The sequence below is a fragment of the Streptomyces sp. SLBN-118 genome (genome assembly GCF_006715635.1).
Classification (GTDB): domain Bacteria; phylum Actinomycetota; class Actinomycetes; order Streptomycetales; family Streptomycetaceae; genus Streptomyces.
This window is the reverse complement of sequence record NZ_VFNP01000001.1, coordinates 3,329,594-3,353,109: the sequence shown is the minus strand read 5'-3', so window position 1 is coordinate 3,353,109 and position 23,516 is coordinate 3,329,594. Positions and strand designations below refer to the sequence as shown.

At 70.3% G+C, this 23,516-nt stretch carries 19 protein-coding genes and 1 pseudogene; 13 read left to right on the top strand and 7 right to left on the bottom strand.

Translation table 11 applies throughout. The features are described from left to right. Positions 1–21 precede the first annotated feature (21 nt). Positions 22–1,329 (top strand): M1 family metallopeptidase, encoded by a 1,308-nt coding sequence (locus FBY35_RS15180; protein WP_142214300.1) that lies wholly within the window; start codon positions 22–24, stop codon positions 1,327–1,329. 324 nt (positions 1,330–1,653) lie between these two features. Here FBY35_RS15180 and FBY35_RS15175 read toward each other — a convergent pair whose 3' ends face one another. From FBY35_RS15175 to FBY35_RS15160, 4 genes and pseudogenes are all read right to left on the bottom strand, one after another. Next, a complete protein-coding gene (locus FBY35_RS15175) occupies positions 1,654–2,055 on the bottom strand; it encodes a DUF1992 domain-containing protein (protein WP_142214299.1) in 402 nt (133 codons plus the stop codon). 59 nt (positions 2,056–2,114) lie between these two features. Continuing rightward, positions 2,115–4,982, bottom strand: a complete 2,868-nt coding sequence (locus FBY35_RS15170; RefSeq protein ID WP_142214298.1) for a poly(A) polymerase — start codon at positions 4,980–4,982, stop codon at positions 2,115–2,117. Continuing rightward, positions 4,983–6,676 (bottom strand): annotated as a pseudogene (locus FBY35_RS15165) (RNA ligase family protein). A gap of 148 nt (positions 6,677–6,824) precedes the next feature. After that, a complete protein-coding gene (locus FBY35_RS15160; RefSeq protein WP_017948713.1) occupies positions 6,825–7,028 on the bottom strand; it encodes a cold-shock protein in 204 nt (67 codons plus the stop codon). 282 nt (positions 7,029–7,310) lie between these two features. Here FBY35_RS15160 and FBY35_RS15150 point away from each other — a divergent pair, with 282 nt between their 5' ends. Then, the gene (locus FBY35_RS15150) at positions 7,311–8,246 is read left to right on the top strand and encodes a menaquinone biosynthetic enzyme MqnA/MqnD family protein (protein ID WP_142214297.1); all 936 of its coding nucleotides are present in this window, start codon (positions 7,311–7,313) and stop codon (positions 8,244–8,246) included. Here the strand turns inward: FBY35_RS15150 and FBY35_RS15145 are convergent. Continuing rightward, a complete protein-coding gene (locus tag FBY35_RS15145; protein ID WP_142214296.1) occupies positions 8,209–9,267 on the bottom strand; it encodes an esterase family protein in 1,059 nt (352 codons plus the stop codon). The two genes, FBY35_RS15150 and FBY35_RS15145, sit on opposite strands and share 38 nt — an antisense overlap. 209 nt (positions 9,268–9,476) lie before the next feature. On the opposite strand from FBY35_RS15145, the gene FBY35_RS15140 reads away from it, so the two are divergent. The 6 genes from FBY35_RS15140 (at position 9,477) to FBY35_RS15115 (ending at position 17,075) form a co-directional block, all read left to right on the top strand. After that, a complete protein-coding gene (locus tag FBY35_RS15140) occupies positions 9,477–11,066 on the top strand; it encodes a serine/threonine-protein kinase (protein ID WP_142214295.1) in 1,590 nt (529 codons plus the stop codon). 92 nt (positions 11,067–11,158) lie between these two features. After that, positions 11,159–12,358 (top strand): cyclic dehypoxanthinyl futalosine synthase, encoded by a 1,200-nt coding sequence (mqnC, locus tag FBY35_RS15135; protein ID WP_142214294.1) that lies wholly within the window; start codon positions 11,159–11,161, stop codon positions 12,356–12,358. A 7-nt stretch (positions 12,359–12,365) separates the two neighbouring features. Next, on the top strand, positions 12,366–12,878 hold the full coding sequence (locus tag FBY35_RS15130) for an imidazolonepropionase-like domain-containing protein (RefSeq protein WP_142214293.1): 513 nt from the start codon (positions 12,366–12,368) through the stop codon (positions 12,876–12,878). Positions 12,879–12,944: 66 nt separating this feature from the next. Continuing rightward, a complete protein-coding gene (locus FBY35_RS15125; protein WP_142214292.1) occupies positions 12,945–13,640 on the top strand; it encodes a demethylmenaquinone methyltransferase in 696 nt (231 codons plus the stop codon). 10 nt (positions 13,641–13,650) lie between these two features. Then, on the top strand, positions 13,651–14,562 hold the full coding sequence (locus FBY35_RS15120; protein ID WP_142214291.1) for a glutaminase: 912 nt from the start codon (positions 13,651–13,653) through the stop codon (positions 14,560–14,562). A gap of 287 nt (positions 14,563–14,849) precedes the next feature. Beyond that, entirely contained in the window at positions 14,850–17,075 is a 2,226-nt protein-coding gene (locus FBY35_RS15115) for a hypothetical protein (RefSeq protein ID WP_222123131.1), read from the top strand. On the opposite strand, the gene FBY35_RS15110 is transcribed toward FBY35_RS15115, so the two are convergent. Then, positions 17,062–17,580 (bottom strand): GNAT family N-acetyltransferase, encoded by a 519-nt coding sequence (locus FBY35_RS15110; RefSeq protein ID WP_142214290.1) that lies wholly within the window; start codon positions 17,578–17,580, stop codon positions 17,062–17,064. The genes FBY35_RS15115 and FBY35_RS15110 overlap by 14 nt on opposite strands. A gap of 98 nt (positions 17,581–17,678) precedes the next feature. Between FBY35_RS15110 and FBY35_RS15105 the strand changes: the two genes are divergently transcribed. Next, complete coding sequence (locus FBY35_RS15105; RefSeq protein WP_142214289.1) at positions 17,679–18,965, top strand: geranylgeranyl reductase family protein; 1,287 nt, start codon at positions 17,679–17,681, stop codon at positions 18,963–18,965. Positions 18,966–19,049: 84 nt separating this feature from the next. Here FBY35_RS15105 and FBY35_RS15100 read toward each other — a convergent pair whose 3' ends face one another. Next, positions 19,050–19,841, bottom strand: a complete 792-nt coding sequence (locus FBY35_RS15100) for a C40 family peptidase (RefSeq protein ID WP_142214288.1) — start codon at positions 19,839–19,841, stop codon at positions 19,050–19,052. Positions 19,842–20,533: 692 nt separating this feature from the next. Between FBY35_RS15100 and FBY35_RS15095 the strand changes: the two genes are divergently transcribed. From FBY35_RS15095 to FBY35_RS15080, 4 genes are read left to right on the top strand one after another with little or no spacing between them, the layout of a single operon-like run. Further along, the gene (locus tag FBY35_RS15095) at positions 20,534–20,893 is read left to right on the top strand and encodes an NADH-quinone oxidoreductase subunit A (protein WP_003992243.1); all 360 of its coding nucleotides are present in this window, start codon (positions 20,534–20,536) and stop codon (positions 20,891–20,893) included. 19 nt (positions 20,894–20,912) lie between these two features. Continuing rightward, the gene (locus FBY35_RS15090; RefSeq protein WP_108151339.1) at positions 20,913–21,467 is read left to right on the top strand and encodes an NADH-quinone oxidoreductase subunit B family protein; all 555 of its coding nucleotides are present in this window, start codon (positions 20,913–20,915) and stop codon (positions 21,465–21,467) included. Then, positions 21,464–22,180: an NADH-quinone oxidoreductase subunit C gene (locus FBY35_RS15085; protein ID WP_142214287.1), complete on the top strand. Its 717-nt coding sequence runs from the start codon at positions 21,464–21,466 to the stop codon at positions 22,178–22,180. Before FBY35_RS15090 ends, FBY35_RS15085 begins: the two co-directional genes overlap by 4 nt. Beyond that, positions 22,177–23,499, top strand: a complete 1,323-nt coding sequence (locus FBY35_RS15080; protein WP_142214286.1) for an NADH-quinone oxidoreductase subunit D — start codon at positions 22,177–22,179, stop codon at positions 23,497–23,499. Before FBY35_RS15085 ends, FBY35_RS15080 begins: the two co-directional genes overlap by 4 nt. Positions 23,500–23,516: the final 17 nt, after the last annotated feature.

Sequence of the window (23,516 nt, the reverse complement as noted above, 5' to 3'; positions counted from 1 at the left end):
AGAAACGCGAGGCGCACCACGGTGAGGGATTCGTACCTGCCGCAGCACGGTGACAGCGGCTACCGCACCACGGAGTACGACCTGGAGGTGGACTATCGTCCGCACACCGGCCGCCTGTCCGGCCGGGCCAGGATCAGCGCCGTCGCCCAGCGAAACCTGGCCGAAGTGGCCCTGGACCTCGGCCAGTTCCGCATCAACCGCGTCCTCGTCGACGGCGGCCGCCCGGCGCGGTACACCCACCGCGCCGACAAACTGCGCATCCGGCCCGCCAAGCCGCTGCGCGCCGGGTCCGCGTTCACGGTCGAGGTGCGCTACACCGGCGTCCCCCATCCCGTCCGCACCCGGGACTGGGGGGACCTCGGCTGGGAGCAGCTGGAGGAGGGCGCGCTGGTGGCCTCCCAGCCCAGTGGCGCGCGCTCCTGGTTCCCGTGCAACGACCGGCCCAGCGACAAGGCCGTCTACCGGATCGCTGTGACCGCCCCCTCGCCGTACACCGTGGTCGCCAACGGGACCCTGACCTCCCGCTCGATCAGCGCCTCCACGACGACCTGGGTGTACGAACAGTCCGCGCCGATGGCGACGTATCTGGCGACCGTCCAGATCGGTCCGTACGAACTGGTCGATGTCGCCCACGCCGGACGCGTGCCGCAACCCGCTGCCGTGCCGCGCGAACTGCTCCGGCGCTTCGAGCACGACTTCGCCCGGCAGCCCCAGATGATGGCTGCCTTCACGGACCTCTTCGGCCCGTACCCCTTCGACGACTACGCCGTCGTCGTGGTCGACGAAGAACTCGACGTGCCCGTCGAGGCGCAGGGCCTGTCGATCTTCGGGTCCAACCATGTCGACGGGCGGCGCGGCAGCGAGCGCCTGATCGCGCACGAACTGGCCCACCAGTGGTTCGGCAACAGCCTGACGGTCGCTGACTGGCGGCACATCTGGCTCAACGAGGGCTTCGCGAAATACGCGGAATGGCTCTGGTCCGAGGTCTCTGGCGGGCCCTCGGCCGCGGCACTCGCGGCCAAGTCCCGTGCCAGGCTCGCCATGATGCGGCAGGACATCAGGATCGGCGACCCCGGGCTGCGGCGGCTGTTCGACGACCGGCTCTACGAGCGGGGCGGGCTCACGATGCATGCGCTGCGGACGGTGATCGGGCATGCGGCGTTCGTGGCGGTGCTGCGGGAGTGGACGACGACGCGGCGGTACGGGGTGGTGACGACGGAGGAGTTCATCGCGCTCGCGCAGAGGTACTCGGAGCATCCGCTCGACGGGCTGTTCCGTATGTGGCTGTACGACGAGAAGCTGCCGGCGTTGCCGCAGGCGCGGCGCTGAGGCGTGGCCGGTTGCCGGGGCGGTGCGGGTCGACCGGGGTGCGGGGTGCCGCTGCGCGGGGCTGTTCCCCTACCGCCCTCCCCCATCCCGAACTGGGGCTCCGCCCCAGACCCCGCGCCTCAAACGCCGGCGGGGCTGAATGTGCGGCCGAGCCACGCACTTCAGCCAGTCCGGCGTTTGAGGACATGCGGCCGAAGGTCGCATTCGGAGGTCTGGGGGCTTGCCCCCAGTTCGGGATGGGGGTACCTCCCACGGCCGCCAGGCCGTAGGGGGAGGGCGGGTAGGGGACAGGGCCAGCCGCAGGCGACGCCCATCCCGCACCGCCTAACCCGAACGGCCCGCCCGCCACTCGTGGACGACCGCCTCCACGTCGAACGGCGCAAGCCCCGGCGGCGGCCCCGCCGGTGGTCTGCGGATCGCCGCCTCGATCTTCTCGTTGATCTCAGTGAGAATGTGCCGCACCCGGGACTCCGTCGCCGCCCGCCCCGCCGCCTCGCGCGCGTCCTCCGCCTCCTTGCGCAGGGCCAGCGTCGGCGGCAGGACGGAGACGCCCTCGCGGTGCATCTTGCCCTTGACCCACCACAGTTCGTCGTACGGAGCCGTGTCGTCGGGGAGCGGCTTTCCGAAGCCGGGCAGATCCTTGAAGTCCCCGCGCTCCGAAGCGTCCCGGATCTGCTTGTCGACCCACGATTCGAAGCTGACACCTGGGGGTTTGCGTTCGGTCACGGCCGCTCCTCCCGTCTCGTAGGTCCATGGTGGGCGGGGCCCGGGAACAGCTTCCGGGGTCAGCGCAGGGTCGGCACCGCTCCGCACTCCGCCCATGCCACCTCGACCCCGTGCAGGCCCCGGCCCCACCCGTCGGCGATCCGGGTGAGCCGGGCCGCGTCCACAGGCGCCCGGCCGAGGCCGATCGCGTAGCGCGCGATCGCCGGGCCGGTCTCGTACGGGCGGGGCCAGGCGTGCGCGTCGACCGCCCCCGCGTCCTCCAGGGCGGTGAGCAGCGCGCGCAGGCGGCCCCGGACGCGGCCCAGGGTCTCCTCGAACTCCCCGTCCGGGCCCGGGCGTACGGTCACCGTCGCCCACGCCGCGTGCCGCCGGTGCAGGGGCGGCGGTGACAGCAGTTCGGGCCAGGGGTCCGCGCCGGTGTCCGCGGCCGTGTCCAGGATGGTCCAGGCCCTATAGAGCTCGTCGGTGAGCAGGTTCCGAAAGCCGGCGGTGACCTGCCCGGTGCAGGTACGGACGGGAGCGGTGGGAGTAAGGACGGTCAGGGCCCCCTGTGGTCCCGTACCGGCATCCGCCAGGGCGACCGGGTCACGCCAGTCCCATGCGGCCCAGGTGCCGAAGAAGTCGCGCAGCCGGTCGGCGTCGGCGGAGCCGGCCGACTCGCGTGTCGTACGGGCCGCGAGCACCGACCAGGCCAGGCCCGGCAGTCCGCCGAAGGGGGCCGAGTCGAGGCCGCGGGCCCTCGCCCACGCCTTCACCTGCCTGGCCAGCCGGGCGAACGCGGCTTGATCGGCGCCGACTTCGGCCCGTACCGTGTCCGCGTCGCTCACCGCGCTCAGAGCGATCGCGGCCGCCTCGCCCAACTCGGCGCGGCGGGCCACCGATTCGTCCGGATCGAGCGCCCCTGTGGCGACGACCACCAGGTCCACGTCGATGTCACCGACGCGCAGCCGCAGGCCCCGTACCCGGGCGCCGGTCACCTCCCGTACCCGGGTGGCCTCCGGCAGTGCGGCCGTCACCCGCTCCCGGACGTCCGCCATGTCGACGGAGCCCGGCAGGGCCGCCACCAGGTCCAGGTCCGCTCCGGCCGGGGCGCAGCCCATGCGCCGCGATCCGACGACGTGGACGACTCCGTCGGCCAGCGCTTCGGAGAGGCGCCTGGCGGTCCCGTCGTCCGTGACGGGCTCGGCGGTGACGGCCTCCAGGGATGCGGGGGATCCGGGGGAGTCCGGCAGCCAGCGCACTTCGCCCGTTCCGAGGGCGATCGTGGCCCGTGGCCGCATCGGCCCGTCGCCCCGCCGCGAGAGCAGCACCAGTTCGCTCACGTGCGCCGACATGCCGTCGAGCAGGGCGGCGCAGTGCGTGGCGAGCGTGTGCGGATCCCGGGTCCGGCCCAGGGAGAGATGGGGGGTGAAGCGCGGGGCCCGGCCCCCGCAGCGGGGAAATCGCCGCGCCAGGGCGCGGTGCAGCTCTGCCCAGGGCGCCGGGCCGGCCGCCGCCGGGTCGAGCCAGACGGTGGAGTCCTCCCGGTGCCGGAAGGAGCGCACTCCCTCCAGCCGGGCGGTGAACGCCGCCGTCCCGGCCGTCTCCGCGGCGAGCAGCGGGGCCGCCCGTTCGAAGTCCGACTCCGGTACGAAACCGAAGAGCAGGTTCACGTGCGGCGGCCATCGGTGGATCTGCCGGTCGTGTTCCCGGCGGATGTGCTGGATCGAGGGCCACAGCTCCTGGGGCGGGATCCAGGCCAGGGCGGTGCGCGGCGAGGGCGCGACGGCGAGGACGTCTGGGAGGTCCTCTTCGGCGAGGTCGTCGGCGGGTTCTCTCCCGCCGAGGGTCAGGTCCGCTTCCACACCGTAATGATCCGATATGTACAGCCCTTCCGGGGTGGGAACGTCTCCTCGGAGGGCCGCCCGGGTCGCCTCCGGCCTCCCGGCCCGCAGGAAGATCCGGTCGAGACGGGAAGCCCTGCCGGACAGCGAGGACACCGCGGCCAGCGGATTGACGCGGGGGTCGAAGGTGGGGGTCCGGTCGTCCGGCCCGTGCACCTGCATCCAGGCGTCCCGCAGCCCGAGCGTTCGGGCCGGTCCTTCGCCGCCGTCGTTGAAGTCGCCGAGCAGGATCAGTTCGCCCTCGACCCCGCCGAGTCCCTCGGCGAGAGCGGCCAGTTCGGCTTTCCGCCGGGCCGGGCCGTCTTCGGAGTGGTCGCTGCTCAGATGGGTCGCTGCCACGACGAGCGGGCCGGAGCCGGTCTTCAGGGTGACGGCGGTGACGGCCTTGTGCGGTCCGAACTCGTGGCGTCCCGCCTCCCGTACGGGCAGCCGGCTGAGCAGCAGCAGCCCGCAGTCGTCGACGTCCTTGCCGTGCGGGTCGCAGCCCAGCGTGTAGCCTGCGCGGACCCACGGCGCCCGCAGAAGCAGGGCCAGCAGGCCGGGTTCGACCTCCTGGAGTGCGATGACGTCCGCGTCCGCTTCTTCCAGGGCCGCGAGCAGCAGGGGCCTGCGCCGGGCGGTGTCGATGCGGTCGCTGTCGTAGCGGTCCCACAGCGTGTTCCACGTCAGTACGCGCAGGCTCCTCCCGGTCGGTGCGGAAGCCCGGGACGCTTCGTCCGCGGGCCGCCACCTCTCCGTGGCCGGGTCCCATGCGTGCGGTGTCCCGGCCGTGAAGAACGGCGCGTGCAGGAGCCGCGGATCCCGCGCCCGGCCCGCGTCCGAGGCGTCGATCCGGTCCACCCCGGTCGCCCGGTCCCAGACCACCTCGCCGTCCGCTTCGAAGAACAGCACCCGGTGCCACGGAATCTCGCCCCCGGGCACGAAGGAGGGCAGCGGGACCCGCTTGGGGGTGGCGCCCCGCTGGTTGATCCCCATCACGAACCTGGCCGGATCCAAGCGAGGGTCCCAGCGGACCCGGTGATAGATCTCGTCGCTCGTACGCAACTAGACCGCCTCCTCGACGGTTCCGCCCGGCCCGATGTACCAGGTGCGGTGCGCCTGACCGGGGTAGGGCGGCACGAACCGGTGCAGCTGTGAGGCGAGCACGTCCGGCGGCACGGGATGCGGCCGTACCGCGTTGCGCCGGACGAGTTCGTCCTCGTCGACCAGCACCACCGCGTGCGTGGTCAGCGCGTCGCGACGGTGCGCGAGCGAGTGCACCAGGGAACGCTGGTGCGGGTTGAGTGATGTGGCGTCCCATACGACGGTCCCGCCGGAGGCCAGTGCGGTGTCGAGAAGGGCGAGCCCCGCGCGCAGCACGTCTGCGCCTGCGCGCTGGTCCGCGCGCGAGCCGCGCGCCTCGCGCAGGTCGTCGAGGGACACGTACGCGTCGACTCCTCGCAGCCCGCGAGCAAAGGTGCTCTTCCCACTGCCCGAAGGGCCGACCAGGTGGATCAGCCGCGGGAAGTCCCCGTTGCGCCACCGCCAGGTCGCCGCGACGGCCTCGCCCACGGTGCGGATCCGCCCCTGCGCATACGCTTCCCTGGCCTCGGCCAGGCAGCGGTCGGCGGGCTCCGGGTCCAGGTCGGCGAATGCCTCCCGCAGTCCCGCTAGTACCCCTGCCCCGCCCAGGAGTCCGGCGTCCTCGGCGTACAGCGCCGACCAGTCGACCTGCTCGCGCGCCTCGGAGTCGGACGCCACCGCTCCGGCGACGGCGTGCAGCACGCCCAGGTCGGCCGCGAACGACATCCGTACCAGGCCGGTCCGGCGGTCCTCATCCGGATACGGCCGGTGCAGGTTCGGGTACAGCCCCACCAGGTCGGCGACCTGCCGCGCGAGCGGCATGCCGAGCGGGGTGACCAGCCGGCCGGCGAGCGACCCGCGGCGTGCGGCGCTCAGCAGCGTGGCGAGGACCCCCGCCAGCCGCGTGTCCCCGGACCTGCCCGGCGCATCGAGCCTCGCGGCAACCTCGATGACGGCGGCCCGTGCCCCCGCCGGGTCCGGCGGAGCTACGCCGACCGCCGCCGACAGTGACTCCACATCGGCACTCGCCCCCGAACGCACGGCCCACAGCGCGGCCTTCGGGCTCAGCCCGTTCTCCACGACCGCGGCATGCATCCAGTGCGCATCGGTCTGCACATGGCCCCCGCGCACCCACTTGGCCACCCGCTGCCCGAACTCGTCCGGGCCAAAGCCCCCGGCGGTCCGTACGACGTAGCCCTCCTGCCGGGTGGTGTCCAGCCGCAGCGCGCGCAGAGCCCGCTCGTCGAAGACGCCCCGCCACAGCACCCGCGGCACGGGCACGCCCAGCCGCCGCAGAAAGCGGACGGTCCGGTCCCAGTCCAGGCAATGGCCTTCGCCGTTCCAGACGGAGAAGCCGTAGAACCAGCTCTCCAGGTCCTCGTACGTGATCGAGTGCCGCGCGTACAGATTCTCGCCGCACACTCTCCACCCCTGCGGGATCCGGCTCCCGACCCGGCCCTGAAGGCCCTTGACCCAGGCCCGGGAGGGATGGTGCGCCGAGTCCAGCGAGCGGGCGTGCAGGCCGTCGGCGTAGAGGGTGGTGTTCTCCCCGTCGAGCTTCTCGGTGACCACGACCTCGCGGCCGTGCAGACCCGAGAGATCACCGGCTCGTACGTCGTCCGACGCGGCCCCCGGCGACCACGGGGATGTGGTGTGCGGGGGTAGTGAATGCGCATGACCGCTCTCCGTGACGACATCGGGTCCGGTCACTGTAGGAGGCGGGAGCAGGGCGTCTCCAGGGAAATAAAGGCAGGAGCCCCGGTCCATGCGGAACGGGGCTCCTTGGTACTGCTAAGTCGTGCGCGATCGCCGACCCGGGGCTGACTAGGCCGGGGTGACGTTCTCCGCCTGCGGGCCCTTCGGGCCCTGAGTGACGTCGAAGTTCACGACCTGGTTCTCCTCGAGGGAGCGGAAGCCGGTCGCATTGATCGCGGAGTAGTGGACGAAGACATCCGGGCCGCCGCCGTCCTGGGCGATGAAGCCGAAGCCCTTTTCAGCGTTGAACCACTTGACGGTTCCGGTAGCCATAAGCCCTCCTTGGGCCAAAGGGTTGCCCTGCTCCAGAACCTGCAAGAAGTCTGAAAACTACAAAAGCCTGCGGGTTACATGCTCCGCAGGCTCTGTACTGCAAGGGAAACCAAACTGCAACTTGCGTTGAGCCTAGCACGCAGCGTGTGCGCAGCGGTAGAGGTAAAGATCACGTCACCCGGACGTTTGAAAGGATCATGATTCGCTGACGAATTGCAGCTCGGGAGGGGCGCGCGCCGCCCCAGCGGGGTGCCACGTACGCCACGGGTCTAGCCTCGCGATGTGGACAGTCTTGGAGAAACAACTACCGACCACCGTCGCAGCCGGCCCCGTGTCGGGCACATCCAGTTCCTGAACTGCCTCCCCCTGTACTGGGGGCTGGCCCGTACCGGAACTCTCCTCGATCTCGAGCTGACGAAGGACACCCCGGAGAAGCTCAGCGAGCGGCTGGTGCGCGGCGAACTCGACATCGCGCCAATCACCCTCGTCGAATTCCTGCGCAATGCCGATCAGCTCGTGGCTTTCCCCGATCTCGCGGTCGGCTGCGACGGCCCGGTCATGTCCTGCGTGATCGTGTCCCAGGTCCCGCTGGACCGGCTGGACGGCGCGAGGGTCGCGCTCGGGTCCACCTCACGTACGTCGGTGCGGCTGGCTCAGCTGCTGCTCGCCGAGCAGTACAAGGTGGCCCCCGAGTACTACACCTGCCCGCCCGATCTCGGCCTGATGATGCAGGAGGCGGAGGCGGCCGTACTGATCGGGGACGCCGCGCTGCGCGCCTCGCTGCACGACGCCCCCCGGCTCGGCCTCCAGGTCCACGATCTGGGGCTGATGTGGAAGGACTGGACAGGGCTGCCCTTCGTCTTCGCCGTGTGGGCGGCGCGCAAGGACTATCTGGAGCGTGAGCCCCTCGTCGTGCGCAAGGTGCACGAGGCATTCCTCGCCTCGCGGGACCTCTCGCTGGAGGAGGTCTCCAAGGTCGCCGAGCAGGCCGCGCGCTGGGAGACCTTCGACAAGGACCTCCTGGAGCGGTACTTCAGGACCCTGGACTTCCGCTTCGGTGCCGAGCAGCTCGCGGGTGTACGGGAGTTCGCGCGCCGGACCGGGCCGACGACCGGGTTCCCGGCGGACGTACGCGTGGAGCTGCTCGGTTCCCGAGAGCGCATGCAAGATACGACCGGCCCTAGGACGCCGGGATGGGGGCCTGCATGTGCTCGCTGATCCACTGGATGGATCCGTCGCCCATGCCCTTCACGTACGTCTTGCCGTTGTGCTCGCCGTCCTGGATGACCTGCAGGCGGCTCTTGACCGGGCCCTTGCAGTAGTCCCGGATGAAGTTCTTGAGGCTCTTGACCCCGCGCTCCTTGGTGCCTATCTGGAAGGCCAGATAGACGTCGTTGTCCTTGGTGTCGGGCTTGGTGCCCAGGACCTTGGCGAGCTTCTCCGGGTTGTTGGCCTGCCGCTGCGTCTCGTGGCCCGCCCACAGCGGCGAGTCCGGGACCGTGTCGGGACCGGAGGCGATCACGGCCTTGAACTTCTCCGGGTGCTTGAGCACCGACTTCAGGCCGACGAACGCCCCGGACGACGAGCCCATGAAGGCCCAGCCGTCACGGGACTTGAAGGTCCGGAAGTTGGCCTTCACGAAGTCGGGGACGTCCTCGGTCATCCAGGTGCCCATCTTCGGCTGCCCCGGTATGTCACTGCCGTCGTAGTAGTACTTCGCGTCGGGGTTGAGCACCGGCATGACCACGATGAAGGGCAGGCTCTTGCCCTCCTTCGACCACTTGCTGATGCTGCTCTGCAGCTTGAGGTCGGTGCCCATCCAGTAGTTCTTGGGGTAGCCGTTGCCGCCGGGGAGCGCGATCAGCACCGGGAAACCGCTGTTGGCGTACTTGGGGTCGAAGTACTCCTTGGGAGCCCAGACCCACACCTTGCCCTCGAAGCCGGACTTCTTGCCCTGCAGCGTGGTGACGCCGATCTTGGTGCCGTCGTCCAGGCTGTTCGCGGTGGTGAACGAGGCCTTCGGGCCGGTGGGCATCAGCGTCTTCGCGGCGGCCTCGTCGCCCGCCTTGCCGTCCGTGGTGTCCTGCGCGCCGCCCTGCCGGGCGGGGGCGGCGGCGGTGGGGCCGTCGAAGGTGAGCGGCTCACCCTCCTCCCACCAGCCTGCGCCGAGCGCATAGGAGCCGAGCGCGACAGAGCCGAGGGCGACGGCGGCTATGAGGGCTTTGGGCAGGCGATTCATGGACGGACTCCGGGGGATTCTGGCCGAGGCGTTGCGGCAGAGGCGGCTTTCCGACAAGCGGTGTGATGTACGCATGGGGAGATGGCGGCGGGCGGGGTTCGGTTGGCTGCCGGGCGCGGGAATCCTCGTGATGCGGGCCACGGCGCGCCTACGCTGAGGAGCAGGCGCAGGCAAAGACCGTCAGGACAAGGGCAATCGGGGGAGAACAGATGCAGCCGCTGGATCCGGGCGAGCCGCAGAGCATCGGGGCGTACCGGCTGCTCGGCCGGCTCGGCGCGGGCGGAATGGGCCGCGTCTATCTCGGGCGCAGCGCCGGTGGCCGCACGGTCGCCGTGAAGGTGGTCCATCCGCACTTCGCCCTCGACGAGGAGTTCCGGGCGCGGTTCCGGCGTGAGGTGGAGGCGGCCCGCCGGGTCGGCGGCGAGTGGACGGCGCCGGTCCTCGACGCCGACCCGGAGGCCACCGTGCCCTGGGTGGCCACGGGTTATGTGGCCGGTCCCCCGCTGTCGCAGGCGATCGCCGAGCACGGTCCGCTGCCCGCGCACTCGGTACGGGTGCTGGGCGCGGGGCTCGCCGAGGCGCTGGCGGCCGTGCACCGTCTGGATCTGGTGCACCGGGACGTGAAGCCGTCCAATGTGCTGCTCACGCTGGACGGACCGCGGCTGATCGACTTCGGGATCGCCCGGGCCACCGACGGCACCGCCTCGCTGACTTCCACCGGGGTCTCGGTCGGTTCGCCCGGCTACATGTCGCCGGAGCAGATCCTCGGCAGGGGCGTCACGGGCGCGGCCGACGTGTTCTCGCTGGGCGCGGTACTGGCGTACGCGGCGACGGGCGCGGCGCCCTTCCCGGGCGACTCGTCGGCCGCGCTGCTCTACAAGGTGGTGCACGAGGAGCCCGAACTGGGCTTCCTGGAAGGTGAGTTGCGGGAGCTGGTCGCCGACTGCCTGGCCAAGGACCCGTCCGCGCGGCCCGCCCCCGCGCAGATCGCGAAGAGGCTGGCCCCGGGCGGGGCGGCCTCGCTGGTCGGCGTGGGCTGGCTGCCCGGTCCGCTGGTCGAGCAGGTCAGCCGGTCGGCGGTGAGCCTGCTGAACCTGGAGCCGGCACCCGCGGACCCGGCCGCTTCGGGGCCGGTCGCGTTCAGCAGCCCGGCGATCGGGACGTTCGGGCCGCCGATCGAGCCGGTGACGCCGCCCGCCTCGGTGGCGGCGCCCCAGGACGCGCCGCCGCACACCCAGGGGAGAGCGCTGGAGAGCCCGTCGCCCGGGCGGGGCCGCAGGAAGGTGAGCTGCACGGTGACCCTGACGGTGGCCGCGGCACTGGTCGCGGTCACGGTGGGCGGCGGATTCCTGCTCGACCTGTGGCCGGGCACGGGCACCGGCGGCGACACGGGCAACGACACGGCGGGCGGCGCGCCGTCGGCGAACAAAAAGCTCAACAAGGTGCCGAAGGCCTTCATCGGCACCTGGGAGGGCCCCTTCAAAGTCAGCCTCGCCGGCAGCGAACTGGAGGCCGGGACCTTCTCGGTCGCCATCAGAGCGGGGAAGACGGGCGCGAAGTTCGCCACGGTCAGCCAGTTCGACGCACTGGGGAACCTCTCCTGCGAGGACAGTCTCGTGCTGCGCGGCGCGACCCCGAAGGAGCTGGTCGCCGACGGTAGGTCCAGCGGCAAGCCGGGCAACACATGCACCCCCGGCACTCACACGGTGAAGCTGCGACTCGAGGGATCCCGCGTCCAGTACACCTCCAAGGAGCCACGGGCGGGCGACCCGCGCGCCACGCTGGAGCGCAAGGGCTGACCCGCCGACCGCGCCCGCGAGCGGCGAAGGCGGCTGGCGTAGGCTGGATCGGCCCGCTGATGCTCTGAAACACCGCCGAAAGGTGACACCCGGTGACCGAGAAGGCCGACCTTCAGTCCGTGCTGGACCGTGCTGCCGAGGGTGGGCGGATCACGCCCGAAGAGGCGCTCGACCTCTACCGCTCCGCGCCGCTGCACGCGCTCGGCGTGGCCGCGGACGCCGTACGCAAGCGGCGCTACGCCGGTACGGAGCACATCGCGACGTACATCATCGAGCGCAACATCAACTACACCAACGTGTGCGTCACCGCCTGCAAGTTCTGTGCCTTCTACGCCCCGCCCAAGGACACCGCCAAGGGCTGGACGCGCGACCTCGACGACATCCTGCGGCGCTGCGCCGAGACCGTCGAGCTCGGCGGCACCCAGATCATGTTCCAGGGCGGGCACCATCCGGACTACGGCGTCGAGTACTACGAGAAGCACTTCGCGGCGATCAAGAAGGAGTTCCCGCAGCTGGTCATCCACTCGCTGGGAGCCTCCGAGGTCGAGCACATGGCGCGGATCTCCAATGTCCCGGTGGAGGAGGCCGTCTCCCGTATCCACGCGGCCGGTCTCGACTCCTTCGCGGGCGCGGGCGCCGAACTGCTGCCCGAGCGGCCGCGCAAGGCGATCGCCCCGCTCAAGGAGAGCGGCGAGCGGTGGCTGGAGATCATGGAGATCGCGCACGGTCTCGGAGTCGAATCGACGTCGACGATGCTGATGGGCACCGGCGAGACCAACGCCGAACGGATCGAGCACCTGCGGATGATCCGCGACGTGCAGGACCGGACGGGTGGCTTCCGGGCCTTCATCCCGTACACGTACCAGCCCGAGAACAACCACCTCAAGGGCCGGACGCAGGCCACCCTCTTCGAGTACCTGCGGATGATCGCGATCGCGCGGCTCTTCCTCGACAACGTCGCCCACATCCAGGGCTCGTGGCTGACCACCGGCAAGGAGGTCGGCCAGCTGTCGCTGCACTACGGCGCGGACGACCTGGGCTCGATCATGCTGGAGGAGAACGTGGTGTCCTCCGCGGGCGCCAAGCACCGCTCGAACCGGCTGGAGATCATCGACCTGATCCGCAAGGCGGGCCGGGTCCCGGCGCAGCGGACGACGACGTACGAGCACATCGTCGTCCACGACGACCCGGCGAACGACCCGGTCGACGAGCGAGTGGCCTCACACATCTCGTCGACGGCGATCGAGGGCGGCACGGCGCACCCCGAGCTGAAGCTGCTCAGCGCCAACTGAGCCTGACGTGCTGACACTTCACCGGGCGGCCGAGGGACACTCGCTCGTCGTCGAGGGCGCGTGGATCGCGGCGATCGGCCCGTACGAGGAGCTGCTCGCCGCGTACGGGGAGCGGGCCCGGGTGCGTGAGTGGGACGGGGTCATCGGCCCGGGCCGCCACGAGCAGGACGCCGTCGCCCTGCTGGAGCACGCGTACTGGCCCGACCCGCGTGAGGCGGACGAGCTGGGTACCGGACCGCTCACGGGGGACGCCCTGGCCGCGCTCACGATGACCGACACCCGGTGGGGCGCGAGCGCCCGGCGCGGGGTGCAGCGACTCCTGGCGTCCGGCACGACCACCCTGGCCGGGTCCCTCACGCGGCCGTCGGTACGCCTCGCCGTCGAGCGCTCCGGCCTGCGGTACGCCGAAGGGCCCCGCCCCCTCGCCCCCGGCGGGCCGGCCTCCTTCGCCGTCTTCGCCGACGACGGCACCTGCCTGGTCACCGCCCTCGACGGGCGGCTGGTCCACCGCCGGCGTTGACCGGGCGCCTGAGACAATGACGTCCACCACGCCACCCGCCCACCACGCAAGCGAGGCCGAACACCAGTGACCCGCGCAACCCTGGACAAGCAGCCGCACGAAGTCGCCTCGATGTTCGACGACGTGGCGGCGAACTACGACCTCACCAACGACGTGCTCTCGCTCGGCCAGGACCGGCGTTGGCGCAAGGAGGTCGCCAAGGCGGTGGACGCCCGCCCGGCACAGAAGGTCCTGGATCTGGCCGCGGGCACCGGCACGTCCTCGCTCCCCTTCACCACCACCGGCGCCTATGTCGTGCCCTGTGACTTCTCCCTCGGCATGCTGCGCGAGGGCAAGAAGCGCCACCCGTGGCTGCCACTGACCGCGGGCGACGCGACGAAGCTGCCTTTCCGGGACGATGTCTTCGACGCCGTGACGATCTCCTTCGGGCTGCGCAACGTCCAGGACACCGAGGCGGCGCTGCGCGAGCTGTACCGGGTCACCAAGCCGGGCGGGCGGGTCGTGATCTGCGAGTTCTCGCAGCCGACCTGGGCGCCGCTGCGGACCGTCTACACCGAGTACCTGATGCGGGCGCTGCCGCCGGTGGCGCGGGCGGTCTCCTCCAACCCCGACGCGTACGTCTATCTCGCCGAGTCCATCCGTGCCTGGCCCGACCAGGCGGGCCTCGCGCAGCTGCTTCAGCGAGCGGGCTGGACCCAGGTCGCCTGGCGCAATCTGAGCGGCGGGATCGTGGCCCTGCACCGCGGCACCAAGCGCCGCTGAGCCGCCCGCCATGGACTACCAGGCGGTCCTCGAACAGATCGCGCAGGACATCGCACCGCAGGTCGGCAGCGGCACGCCCGCCGAGTACATCCCGGCGCTCGCCGCCGTCGACCCGCACCGCTTCGGCATGGCCGTCGCCGACGTGGACGGCACGGTGTACGGAGTGGGGGACTGGCAACGGCCCTTCTCCACCCAGTCGATCACCAAGGTCTTCACGCTCGCCCTGGCACTCGCCCACGGCGGCGACAGCCTCTGGGAGCGCGTCGGGCGTGAGCCGTCCGGCAACCCCTTCAACTCGCTGGTGCAGCTGGAGTACGAGAACGGGATCCCGCGCAATCCGTTCATCAACGCGGGCGCGCTCGTCGTGACCGACCGGCTGCTGACCCTGACCGGCGACGCGAGCAGCGAACTCCTCGAATTCCTGCGGCAGGAGAGCGGCAATGCGGAGCTGGCCTTCGACCCCGACGTCGCCGAGTCGGAGTCCGCGTTCGGGGACCGCAACGCCGCGCTGGCCCACTTCATGGCCTCGTACGGCAATATCGCCAACCCCGTCCCCACCCTCCTCGACCACTACTTCTGGCAGTGCTCGATCGAGATGAGCTGCGCCGATCTGACCCTCGCCGCGCTCTTCCTGGCCCGCCACGGGCTGCGCGCGGACGACTCGCGGCTGCTCACCCGCAGCGAGGCCAAGCAGATCAACGCCGTGATGATGACCTGCGGTACGTACGACGCGGCCGGCGAGTTCGCCTACCGGGTCGGGCTGCCGGGCAAGAGCGGTGTGGGCGGCGGGATCGTGGCGGTCGTGCCGGGGCGCTGCACGCTGTGCGTCTGGAGCCCCGGGCTCGACGCACGGGGCAACTCGGTGGCGGGAGTTGCGGCGCTGGACCGCTTCACGACCCTGACCGGGCTCTCCGTTTTCTAAAACGCCCTGGGTGAACGGGTGGTTGCAGAGGGCGAGTTGAGGGAACCGGCGGCCGGGGAAGATGTGTCAGTTGAGTACGAGCCTGTTTACGCGGTTCTTATCTCCCCGCCCGTTCCCGCGTCTCACCCCGGAGTCTCCCCATGGCGTCGTTCTGCCCGCACTGCAGCAACCCATCCCCGGATGAGGCTCGCTTCTGCATGACATGCGGGCGCGAGAGGCTGCCCGTCGCCGCTGCGCCGCCGCCGCCACCGCCGCCCGCGTACGGTCCCGGCAGCGTCCCGGGGCCCGTGCAGCCCTCGCCCCTGGGGGCGTTCTTCGGGCGGGTGTTCCGCGGCGACTGGCTGTCCTCGGCGAAGGCGGCGGCCTGGCCGGCCGGGCTGCTGCTGGTGATGGCGGTGGCGCTCGCCATCCCCTCGTACGGCCAGGACGACGAGGTCGTCGTCGGCTGGAGCGACCGGCTGCGGATCGCACTGGCGATGCTGCTGCAAGGCGTCGGCGGCGGCTTCGAGATGAAGGCGAGCGGTGGTTCCTCGCCGTTCGGCTCCGATTACGACACCTCGGGCGGTGGTCCCTCGGGCTTCGGCGCCCCCGGCACGGACGCGATGGGCGCGGCCTCGCTCTCCCTCGTGCCGCTGACGGTGACCCTGCTGTGGATCGGCGCGCTCTGCCTGGGTGCGCGGATGCTGCGTACGCGCGGTGCCGGACTGGAAGCCGCCGTACGGCTCTCACTGCTGGTCACCGGACTGGTACTGGCCCTGGCGCTCTTCGCGCAGCCCGAGATCCAGGGGGTCGAGATCTCCTCGTCCCCGCTGCTCGCCGCGCTCGGCGCGCTGGCGATCTCGCTCGTGGTGAGCTGCGGGGTGCTCCAGCGCGACGACCTCGCGGACTGGCTGGCGCAGCGGCCGGGTGCCAGGTCGGCGGTGCGTGCCTTCGGGACAGCGGTGCGTGCGCTGGGCGCTGTGGTGGCGCTCTGCTCGCTGGTGGGCTTCGTCGCATACGCGGGCGCGGACGACGTGGACGGCACGGCCCTGCTGATCGCGCTGCCGATTCTGCCCAATATCGGCTTCGCGGTGCTGGGGCTGAGCTGGGGCGTGCCGGTGAAGTTCGACGTCCAGGGGCAGTTCGGCATGGTCGGCTCCCGCGCGGAGAGCGGCAGCTTCGGGCTGTCCGAGATCCGCGACGTATGGGGCAACGGCGCGGTCGCGGGGGCGCTGAGCATCGGCGTCGTCTGCGCCCTCACGTTCGGCGTCGGGGCGGCGCGCCGCTCGGCGGACCGGCGCGAGCAACTGGCCGCCGGGGGCTTCTCGTTGGGACTCGTCCTGCTGTTCACGGGCGTCAGCGGGGTCTCGGCGAAGATCGAGGGCGGCCTGGCGGACTGGGGCGGCCGGGGCACGTCGGAGTTCGCTCCGAGCGTTCCGGACGCGCTGCTGTTCGGTCTGCTGTGGGTCGGGGCCGCGATCTTCCTGGGCCCGTACGTGCTGCGACTGGTGGGGCAGCAGGCACTGATCCCGCCTGCCCCGCCCGCCGTGCCGATGCCTCCGGCGTACGGCCCGGGGGCCGGGTACGCGCCGGGCGTCGCGGCTGCGGCGGAACCTGCGCTGCCCGGCGTTCCGCCGGGAGGCCCGGCCGCGCCTCCGGCGCCCGCCGACGTCCCCGATCACCCGGCCACCGTCGCCGCCGCGCCGTCCGCTCCGTACGCCGTCGGCCCCCACACCATGCACCTCGGCGCGGCACCGGCGCCCGTGTCGCCCGGCGTGGCCCCCGTGCCCGGCGCGGCCGAGCGGAAGCGGAAGGTCCTCGTCTGGACCGCCACCCTCACCGCCGCGTTCGTGATCGGTGGCGGCGCGACGGCCGGAGCCCTGCTGCTGAAGAACAACAACGACGAGTCCGGCCCGGCACAGAACAAGCCGCCTGCCGCCTCGCAGTCAGCCACCCCCGATCAGGACGGGCAGAACCAGCCGAACCAGCAGCCCTCGGCGTCCGCGGCCCCGGCCATCAGCCCCTCCTCCCCGTCCGCCTCCCTGTTCGCCTCGCCGTCCGCCTCGCAGGGCAGCGGAACCCTCCCCGCGGGCTTCGTGCTCAAGCAGGACCCCGCCGGATTCGCTGTCGGCGTGATGGACGGCTGGCAGCGCCGCCAGTCGGGCACCCAGATCTTCTACGAGGCGCCGACCGGCGGCGCGTACCTCCAGATCGGCATCATCAGGAACACGCCTACCAGCTCGTACGAGAACTTCCTCGGACTGGAGGCGAAGCACGCTCAGACCCCGGGAACGGACTACCGGCGCAGTCGGCTGATCCAGAACACTTATCAGGGACGGCCGGGCGCGCTCTGGGAGTTCACCCACATCCCCGAGCCCGACGAGAGCAGCCTGCGGCGGCATGTGATCGACCAGGCCTTCGTCGCCGCGGACGGCACGGAGTACGCGATCCTCGCCGCCGGCCGCGCCGACCTGTGGGACGCGAGCAAGGACGTGGTCTTCTCGACCGCGACCAGCACGTTCACACTGAACTGAGCTCCAGCCGGAAGCAGTACCCCTTCTGCTCGGACACCGGCGTGGTGAAGGTCTCGGCCAGCTCCATCCCGAGCCGCCGGATCACCGCGATCGAGCGCTCGTTGCGGGCGTTCACCATCGCCACCACCCGCTCGACGCCTGCCGCCCGTACTCGCTCCAGCGTGGTGCGGGCGGCGGCCGTCGCGTACCCCTTGCCCCACGCGTCGCGCGCCAGCCGCCAGCCGATCTCGATCTCTCCCACCGGGCCGAAGGTCTTGTGCGGCCACGGTTGCGCCCCGGTGAAACCGATGACCCTGCCTTCCTCGTCGAGCATCGTCCAGAAGCAGAAGCCGCGTTCGGCGTCGTGTCTGCGCTGCCGGGCGGTCAACTCCTCGTAGAGCGAGAGCTCCGCTGCTTTTCCGCCGTGGAATTCCATCACCTCGGGGTCGTCGAAGATCCGGTGCCAGGCCACGGCGTCCTCGTCGGTGGGCACGCGCAGCTGTACGGCGGGGAGCGGCCTGCTCATAGAGGGTGCCCTTCAGTTTGTGGATCAGTACGCCCCCATAGACTGCACACGTCCAGTGCCCTTCGGTACGCAATATCGAGTCTTCGGGAGAACCCGCCGTGACCGAGCCCCTCTCCGAAAACACCGCCGATGTGATCGTCGTCGGGGCAGGCCCGGCCGGCTCCACGACCGCGTACTACCTGGCCAAGGCCGGACTGGACGTCCTGCTCCTGGAGAAGACGGCCTTCCCGCGCGAGAAGGTGTGCGGCGACGGCCTGACCCCGCGCGCCACCAAGCAGCTGGTCGCCATGGGCATCGACGTCTCCGAGGAAGCGGGCTGGCTGCGCAACAAGGGCCTGCGGATCATCGGCGGCGGTGTGCGGCTGCAGCTCGACTGGCCGGATCTCGCCTCTTACCCGGACTACGGACTCGTCCGCAAGCGCGACGACTTCGACGAGCAGCTGGCCCGGCAGGCGCAGAAGGCGGGCGCCCGGCTGTACGAGCGGTGCAATGTCGGCGCTCCGGTCATCGACGACCGTACGGGCCGTATCACCGGCGTGAATGCCAAGCTGGGCGAGGAGAAGACCCCGGTCACCTTCCACGCCCCGCTCGTCGTCGCCGCCGACGGCAACTCCTCCCGGATCTCCCTCGCCATGGGACTGCACCGGCGCGAGGACCGCCCGATGGGCGTGGCCGTACGGACGTATTTCACCTCCCCCCGCCACGACGACGATTACCTGGAGTCCTGGCTGGAGCTGTGGGACCGGCGCGGCCCGGGCGAGGACCGGCTGCTGCCCGGCTACGGCTGGATCTTCGGCATGGGCGACGGCACCTCCAACGTCGGCCTCGGTGTGCTCAACACCTCCGCCTCCTTCAAGGAGCTGGACTGGCGCGAGGTGCTGAAGGCCTGGTGCGCCTCGATGCCCGAGGACTGGGGGTACACCGAGGAGAACATGACGATGCCGATCCGCGGCGCCGCGCTCCCGATGGCCTTCAACCGCCAGCCGCACTACACGCGCGGTCTCCTGCTGGTGGGCGACGCGGGCGGCCTGGTCAACCCGTTCAACGGCGAGGGCATCGCCTACGCCATGGAGTCCGGGCAGCTCGTCGCGGATGTGATCGTCCAGGCGCACGCCCGGCAGACCCCGGCGCAGCGCGAGCTGGCGCTGCACCGCTACCCGAAGGTCCTTAAGGACACCTACGGCGGTTACTACACGCTGGGCCGCGCGTTCGTGAAGCTCATCGGCAACCCGAAGGTCATGAAGATCGCGTCCCAGCGCGGACTGACCCACCCGCTGCTGATGAAGTTCACGCTGAAGATGCTGGCCAACCTCACCGACCCCACGGGCGGCGACGCGATGGACCGGATCATCAACGGGCTGAGCAAGGTGGCCCCTAAGGCCTGACCCGGCTCCCATACGACGAACGGCCGAAGGGCCGCGGCTCCGCCCCCGAGCGGGGGAGCCGCGGCCCTTCGGACGTGAAGGCGATCAGAGAACGCGGACCGCGCCGCTCGCCGGGTAGCCCGACAGGTCCTGGATCACGACGCCCTTGCTGGGGTTGGCGGCGTCGAGGTACTGGCCGTCGCCGATGTAGACGGCGACGTGGTACGCGCTGCCGGCGCCGCCCCAGTAGAGGATGTCGCCGATCTGGAGGTTGCTGGTGCCCACCTGGGTGCCGGCGACCGACTGGTCCTGCGAAACGCGGGGGAGGTCGATGCCGACCTGGCGGAACGCGGCCTGGACGAGGCTGGAGCAGTCCCAGGAGTTGGGGCCGGTGGCGCCCATGACGTAGGCGTCGCCGAGCTGCGCCTTCAGGAAGGCGACAACGGTCGCTGCGGAGCCCGTGGCGTTGGAGGAGCTGCTGGGCGCGGAGAGCGTGGTGCGCTCGGAGGAGCGGGAGGCGCGCTCCTTCGCCTCGGCCTCGGCGCGCTTCTTCGCTTCGGCCTTCTCCTTGGCCTCGGCCTTGCGCTCGGCCTCCGCCTTGGCCTTCTTCGCGGTCTGTGCGGCCTTGGCGGCCGCGGCGTCTTCCTGGGCCTGCAGCTCGAGGTCGAGGGCGACCTGCTGAGTGGCCTCGGCGGATTGCGTCACGGCGGCCGAGAGGCCGGACGAGAGCGTGGGCATCTCAATGGTCTCGGTCACCGGGTCGGCGGTCGCCGCCCCGGCACCTGAAGCCACTGCGATGGTGCTGAGGACGCCACCGGCAACTCCGGCCCGCAGCGCGAGCTTCGAGCTGCTGCGGCGGGGCTTCCGGTGGCTGGGTATGTGAGCGGTGTGGGACATGAGTACTAGCGCTATCAGGGGCTTGCGGTTCCCATCAAGAAACGTGTGTTGCGCCACAGTTACGTTCGGAACGCCTGAATCCGCTTATGTTGCGCCCTTATTGACGCCGTAACGGGCAAACCGGGCACTCGTGATCAGGGCTGTGATCACGGCCTATCCATGAAAGGTCCGAATTGCCTGGCGCTTACCATCGCTTCACACCCGTGGCCAAGCCCGCTTTTGTTGAGCTCGGGAACGAGTGGCGCAGGTCACAGAAAGGTCACCGCCCGGGGAGGGCGGGAGCTCGTGAACGTGTGCACGCGTCCACCTCAATCCGCCCTGACCCTCGCCCGGGTGAGGGTGCGTCCACTATCACCCGATGCGGTCCATCGCCAATTTGCCTGTACTGGCCACCCCTTGATAGGGCGCCACCTCTCCGACCAGCGGTAACACGGCCAGATGTCACGTCTGGTGATCACTCGGGCGCTTCGCGTATGAAGATCACCGCTCATCCGACTTCATGATCGTTCGCCGGGTGGTGGAGATCACAAAGACGTTGGCCCACCCCGTGTCGCAGATCACAGACCAGCAGGCATAGGATGCGGAGCAGTCGGGCTTGTGAACTGCCTCACATGTGCACGATCTTCGCGAGGCGGCGAGACGGATGCCCGGTGCGGTCCAACGGTCAAGGACGACTGGAAGGAGCGGGGAGGGTGAATGCTTACGCGCCCATCCTTGTGCTCGGCGCCCTCGGGGCAGGGTTTGCGATCTTCTCCGTGGTCATGGCCACGCTTATCGGCCCAAAGCGGTACAACCGCGCAAAACTGGAAGCGTACGAGTGCGGCATCGAGCCCACTCCCACGCCCGCCGGAGGCGGCCGCTTTCCCATCAAGTACTACCTGACGGCGATGCTCTTCATCGTCTTCGACATCGAGATCGTCTTCCTCTATCCCTGGGCGGTCACCTTCGACGCCCTGGGGATTTTCGGGCTCGTGGAGATGCTGCTCTTCGTGCTCACCGTCTTCGTCGCCTACGCCTATGTATGGCGGCGCGGCGGCCTGGAATGGGACTGAGGGGCTGAGGGGCACACCAATGGGAATCGAAGAGAAGCTGCCGAGCGGTTTCCTGCTGACCACGGTCGAACAGGCCTCGGGCTGGGTGCGCAAGTCATCCGTCTTCCCGGCCACCTTCGGTCTGGCCTGCTGCGCCATCGAAATGATGACCACGGGCGCCGGACGGTACGACCTGGCCCGCTTCGGCATGGAGGTCTTCCGCGGCTCGCCGCGCCAGGCCGACCTGATGATCGTCGCCGGACGCGTCAGCCAGAAGATGGCGCCCGTCCTGCGGCAGGTCTACGACCAGATGCCCAACCCCAAGTGGGTCATCTCCATGGGTGTTTGTGCGTCATCGGGCGGAATGTTCAACAATTATGCGATTGTGCAGGGTGTTGACCATGTTGTTCCCGTTGACATCTATTTGCCGGGCTGCCCCCCGCGTCCGGAGATGCTGATGGACGCGATTCTCAAGCTCCACCAGAAGATCCAGAGCTCCAAGCTCGGTGTGAACGCGGAGGAAGCGGCCCGCGAGGCGGAGGAAGCGGCCCTCAAGGCGCTCCCCACCATCGAGATGAAGGGGCTGCTCCGGTGAGTGACGGCGACCACACCAACGGTAACAACGTTCCCGCGCCTCGCGACGAGTCCCCCGAAGTCATCGGCGTACGCAAGGGCATGTTCGGCGCCGCCGACGGCGGCGACACGAGCGGCTACGGCGGGCTCATCAGAACCGTGACCCTGCCGGGGGCCTCGCACCGCCCCTATGGCGGCTACTTCGACGAGGTGGCCGACGAACTCGAAGGCGCACTGGAAGAGCAGGGACTCGTTCCCGAGAACGCTATCGAGAAGACGGTCGTCGACCGCGGCGAGCTCACCTTCCACATCGCGCGCGAGCACCTGCTCCAGGTGGCCCGCACCCTGCGGGACGACCCCGCACTGCGCTTCGAGCTCTGTACGGGCGTCAGCGGTGTCCACTACCCGCACGACAAGGGCCGCGAGCTGCACGCCGTCCACCACCTGCGCTCGATCACCCACGGGCGGCTCGTCCGCCTCGAAGTCTCGGCCCCGGACAGCGACCCGCACGTCCCGTCCCTGGTCGAGGTCTATCCGACCAACGACTGGCACGAGCGCGAGACGTACGACTTCTTCGGGATCGTCTTCGACGGCCACCCCGCCCTCACCCGGATCATGATGCCGGACGACTGGCAGGGCTTCCCGCAGCGCAAGGACTATCCGCTCGGCGGCATCGCCGTCGAGTACAAGGGCGCCCAGATCCCGGCTCCGGACCAGCGGAGGTCGTACTCGTGACTACCCCATCTGCAAGCGCCCGCGAGACCACCGAGGGGACTGTCTACACAGTCACCGGCGGCGACTGGGACGAGGTCGTCCAGTCCGCGGCCAAGGCCGACGACGAGCGCATCGTCGTCAACATGGGCCCGCAGCACCCCTCCACGCACGGCGTGCTCCGCCTCATCCTGGAGATCGACGGCGAGACGGTCACCGAGGCCCGCTGCGGCATCGGCTACCTCCACACCGGCATCGAGAAGAACCTCGAGTACCGGACCTGGACGCAGGGCACCACGTTCGTCACGCGCATGGACTACCTCACCTCGTTCTACAACGAGACGGCGTACTGCCTGGGCGTGGAGAAGCTGCTCGGCATCACCGACCAGATCCCGGACCGGGCGAGCATCATCCGCGTCCTGCTGATGGAACTCAACCGGCTCTCGTCCCATCTGGTCTGCATCGCCACCGGCGGCATGGAGCTCGGTGCCACCACGATCATGATCTACGGCTTCCGGGACCGCGAGATGATCCTGGACCTGTACGAGCTGATCACCGGCCTGCGGATGAACCACGCGTTCATCCGGCCCGGGGGACTGGCCCAGGACCTGCCGCCCGGCGCGGTCGACGCCGTGCGTGAGTTCGTCAAGAAGATGACCAAGAACATGCCGGAGTACGACAAGCTCGCCACCGGCAACCCCATCTTCAAGGGCCGCATGCAGGACATCGGCTATCTCGACCTGACCGGCTGCATGGCGCTCGGCGCGACCGGCCCGATCCTGCGCTCCGCGGGCCTCGCCCACGACCTGCGCAAGACCGACCCCTATTGCGGCTACGAGACGTACGACTTCGACGTCCCGACCGCCGACACCTGTGACGCGTACGGCCGCTTCCTCGTCCGGCTGGAGGAGATGCGGCAGTCGCTGCGGATCATCGAGCAGTGCCTGGACCGCCTCGCCCCCGGACCGGTCATGGTCGCCGACAAGAAGATCGCCTGGCCCGCGCAGCTCGCGCTCGGGCCCGACGGACTCGGCAACTCCCTCGACCACATCAAGAAGATCATGGGCACCTCCATGGAGGCCCTGATCCACCACTTCAAGCTGGTGACCGAGGGCTTCCGCGTACCGGCCGGACAGGCCTACGCGGCCGTCGAGTCGCCCAAGGGCGAACTCGGCGTCCATGTCGTCTCCGACGGCGGCACACGCCCCTACCGGGTCCACTTCCGCGATCCGTCCTTCACCAATCTGCAGGCCATGGCGGCGATGTGCGAAGGCGGCCAGGTCGCCGACGTCATCGTCGCCGTCGCGTCCATCGACCCCGTGATGGGAGGCGTCGACCGGTGACAGACATCAGCTTGGGG

What these genes read in the sequence shown, in the direction of transcription:
- FBY35_RS15100 (WP_142214288.1), bottom strand. Translation starts at nt 19,841, where the DNA reads ATGTCCCACACCGCTCACATACCCAGCCACCGGAAGCCCCGCCGCAGC.
- FBY35_RS15120 (WP_142214291.1), top strand. Translation starts at nt 13,651, where the DNA reads ATGGACTACCAGGCGGTCCTCGAACAGATCGCGCAGGACATCGCACCG.
- FBY35_RS15110 (WP_142214290.1), bottom strand. Translation starts at nt 17,580, where the DNA reads ATGAGCAGGCCGCTCCCCGCCGTACAGCTGCGCGTGCCCACCGACGAG.
- FBY35_RS15090 (WP_108151339.1), top strand. Translation starts at nt 20,913, where the DNA reads ATGGGAATCGAAGAGAAGCTGCCGAGCGGTTTCCTGCTGACCACGGTC.
- FBY35_RS15160 (WP_017948713.1), bottom strand. Translation starts at nt 7,028, where the DNA reads ATGGCTACCGGAACCGTCAAGTGGTTCAACGCTGAAAAGGGCTTCGGC.
- FBY35_RS15140 (WP_142214295.1), top strand. Translation starts at nt 9,477, where the DNA reads ATGCAGCCGCTGGATCCGGGCGAGCCGCAGAGCATCGGGGCGTACCGG.
- FBY35_RS15145 (WP_142214296.1), bottom strand. Translation starts at nt 9,267, where the DNA reads ATGAATCGCCTGCCCAAAGCCCTCATAGCCGCCGTCGCCCTCGGCTCT.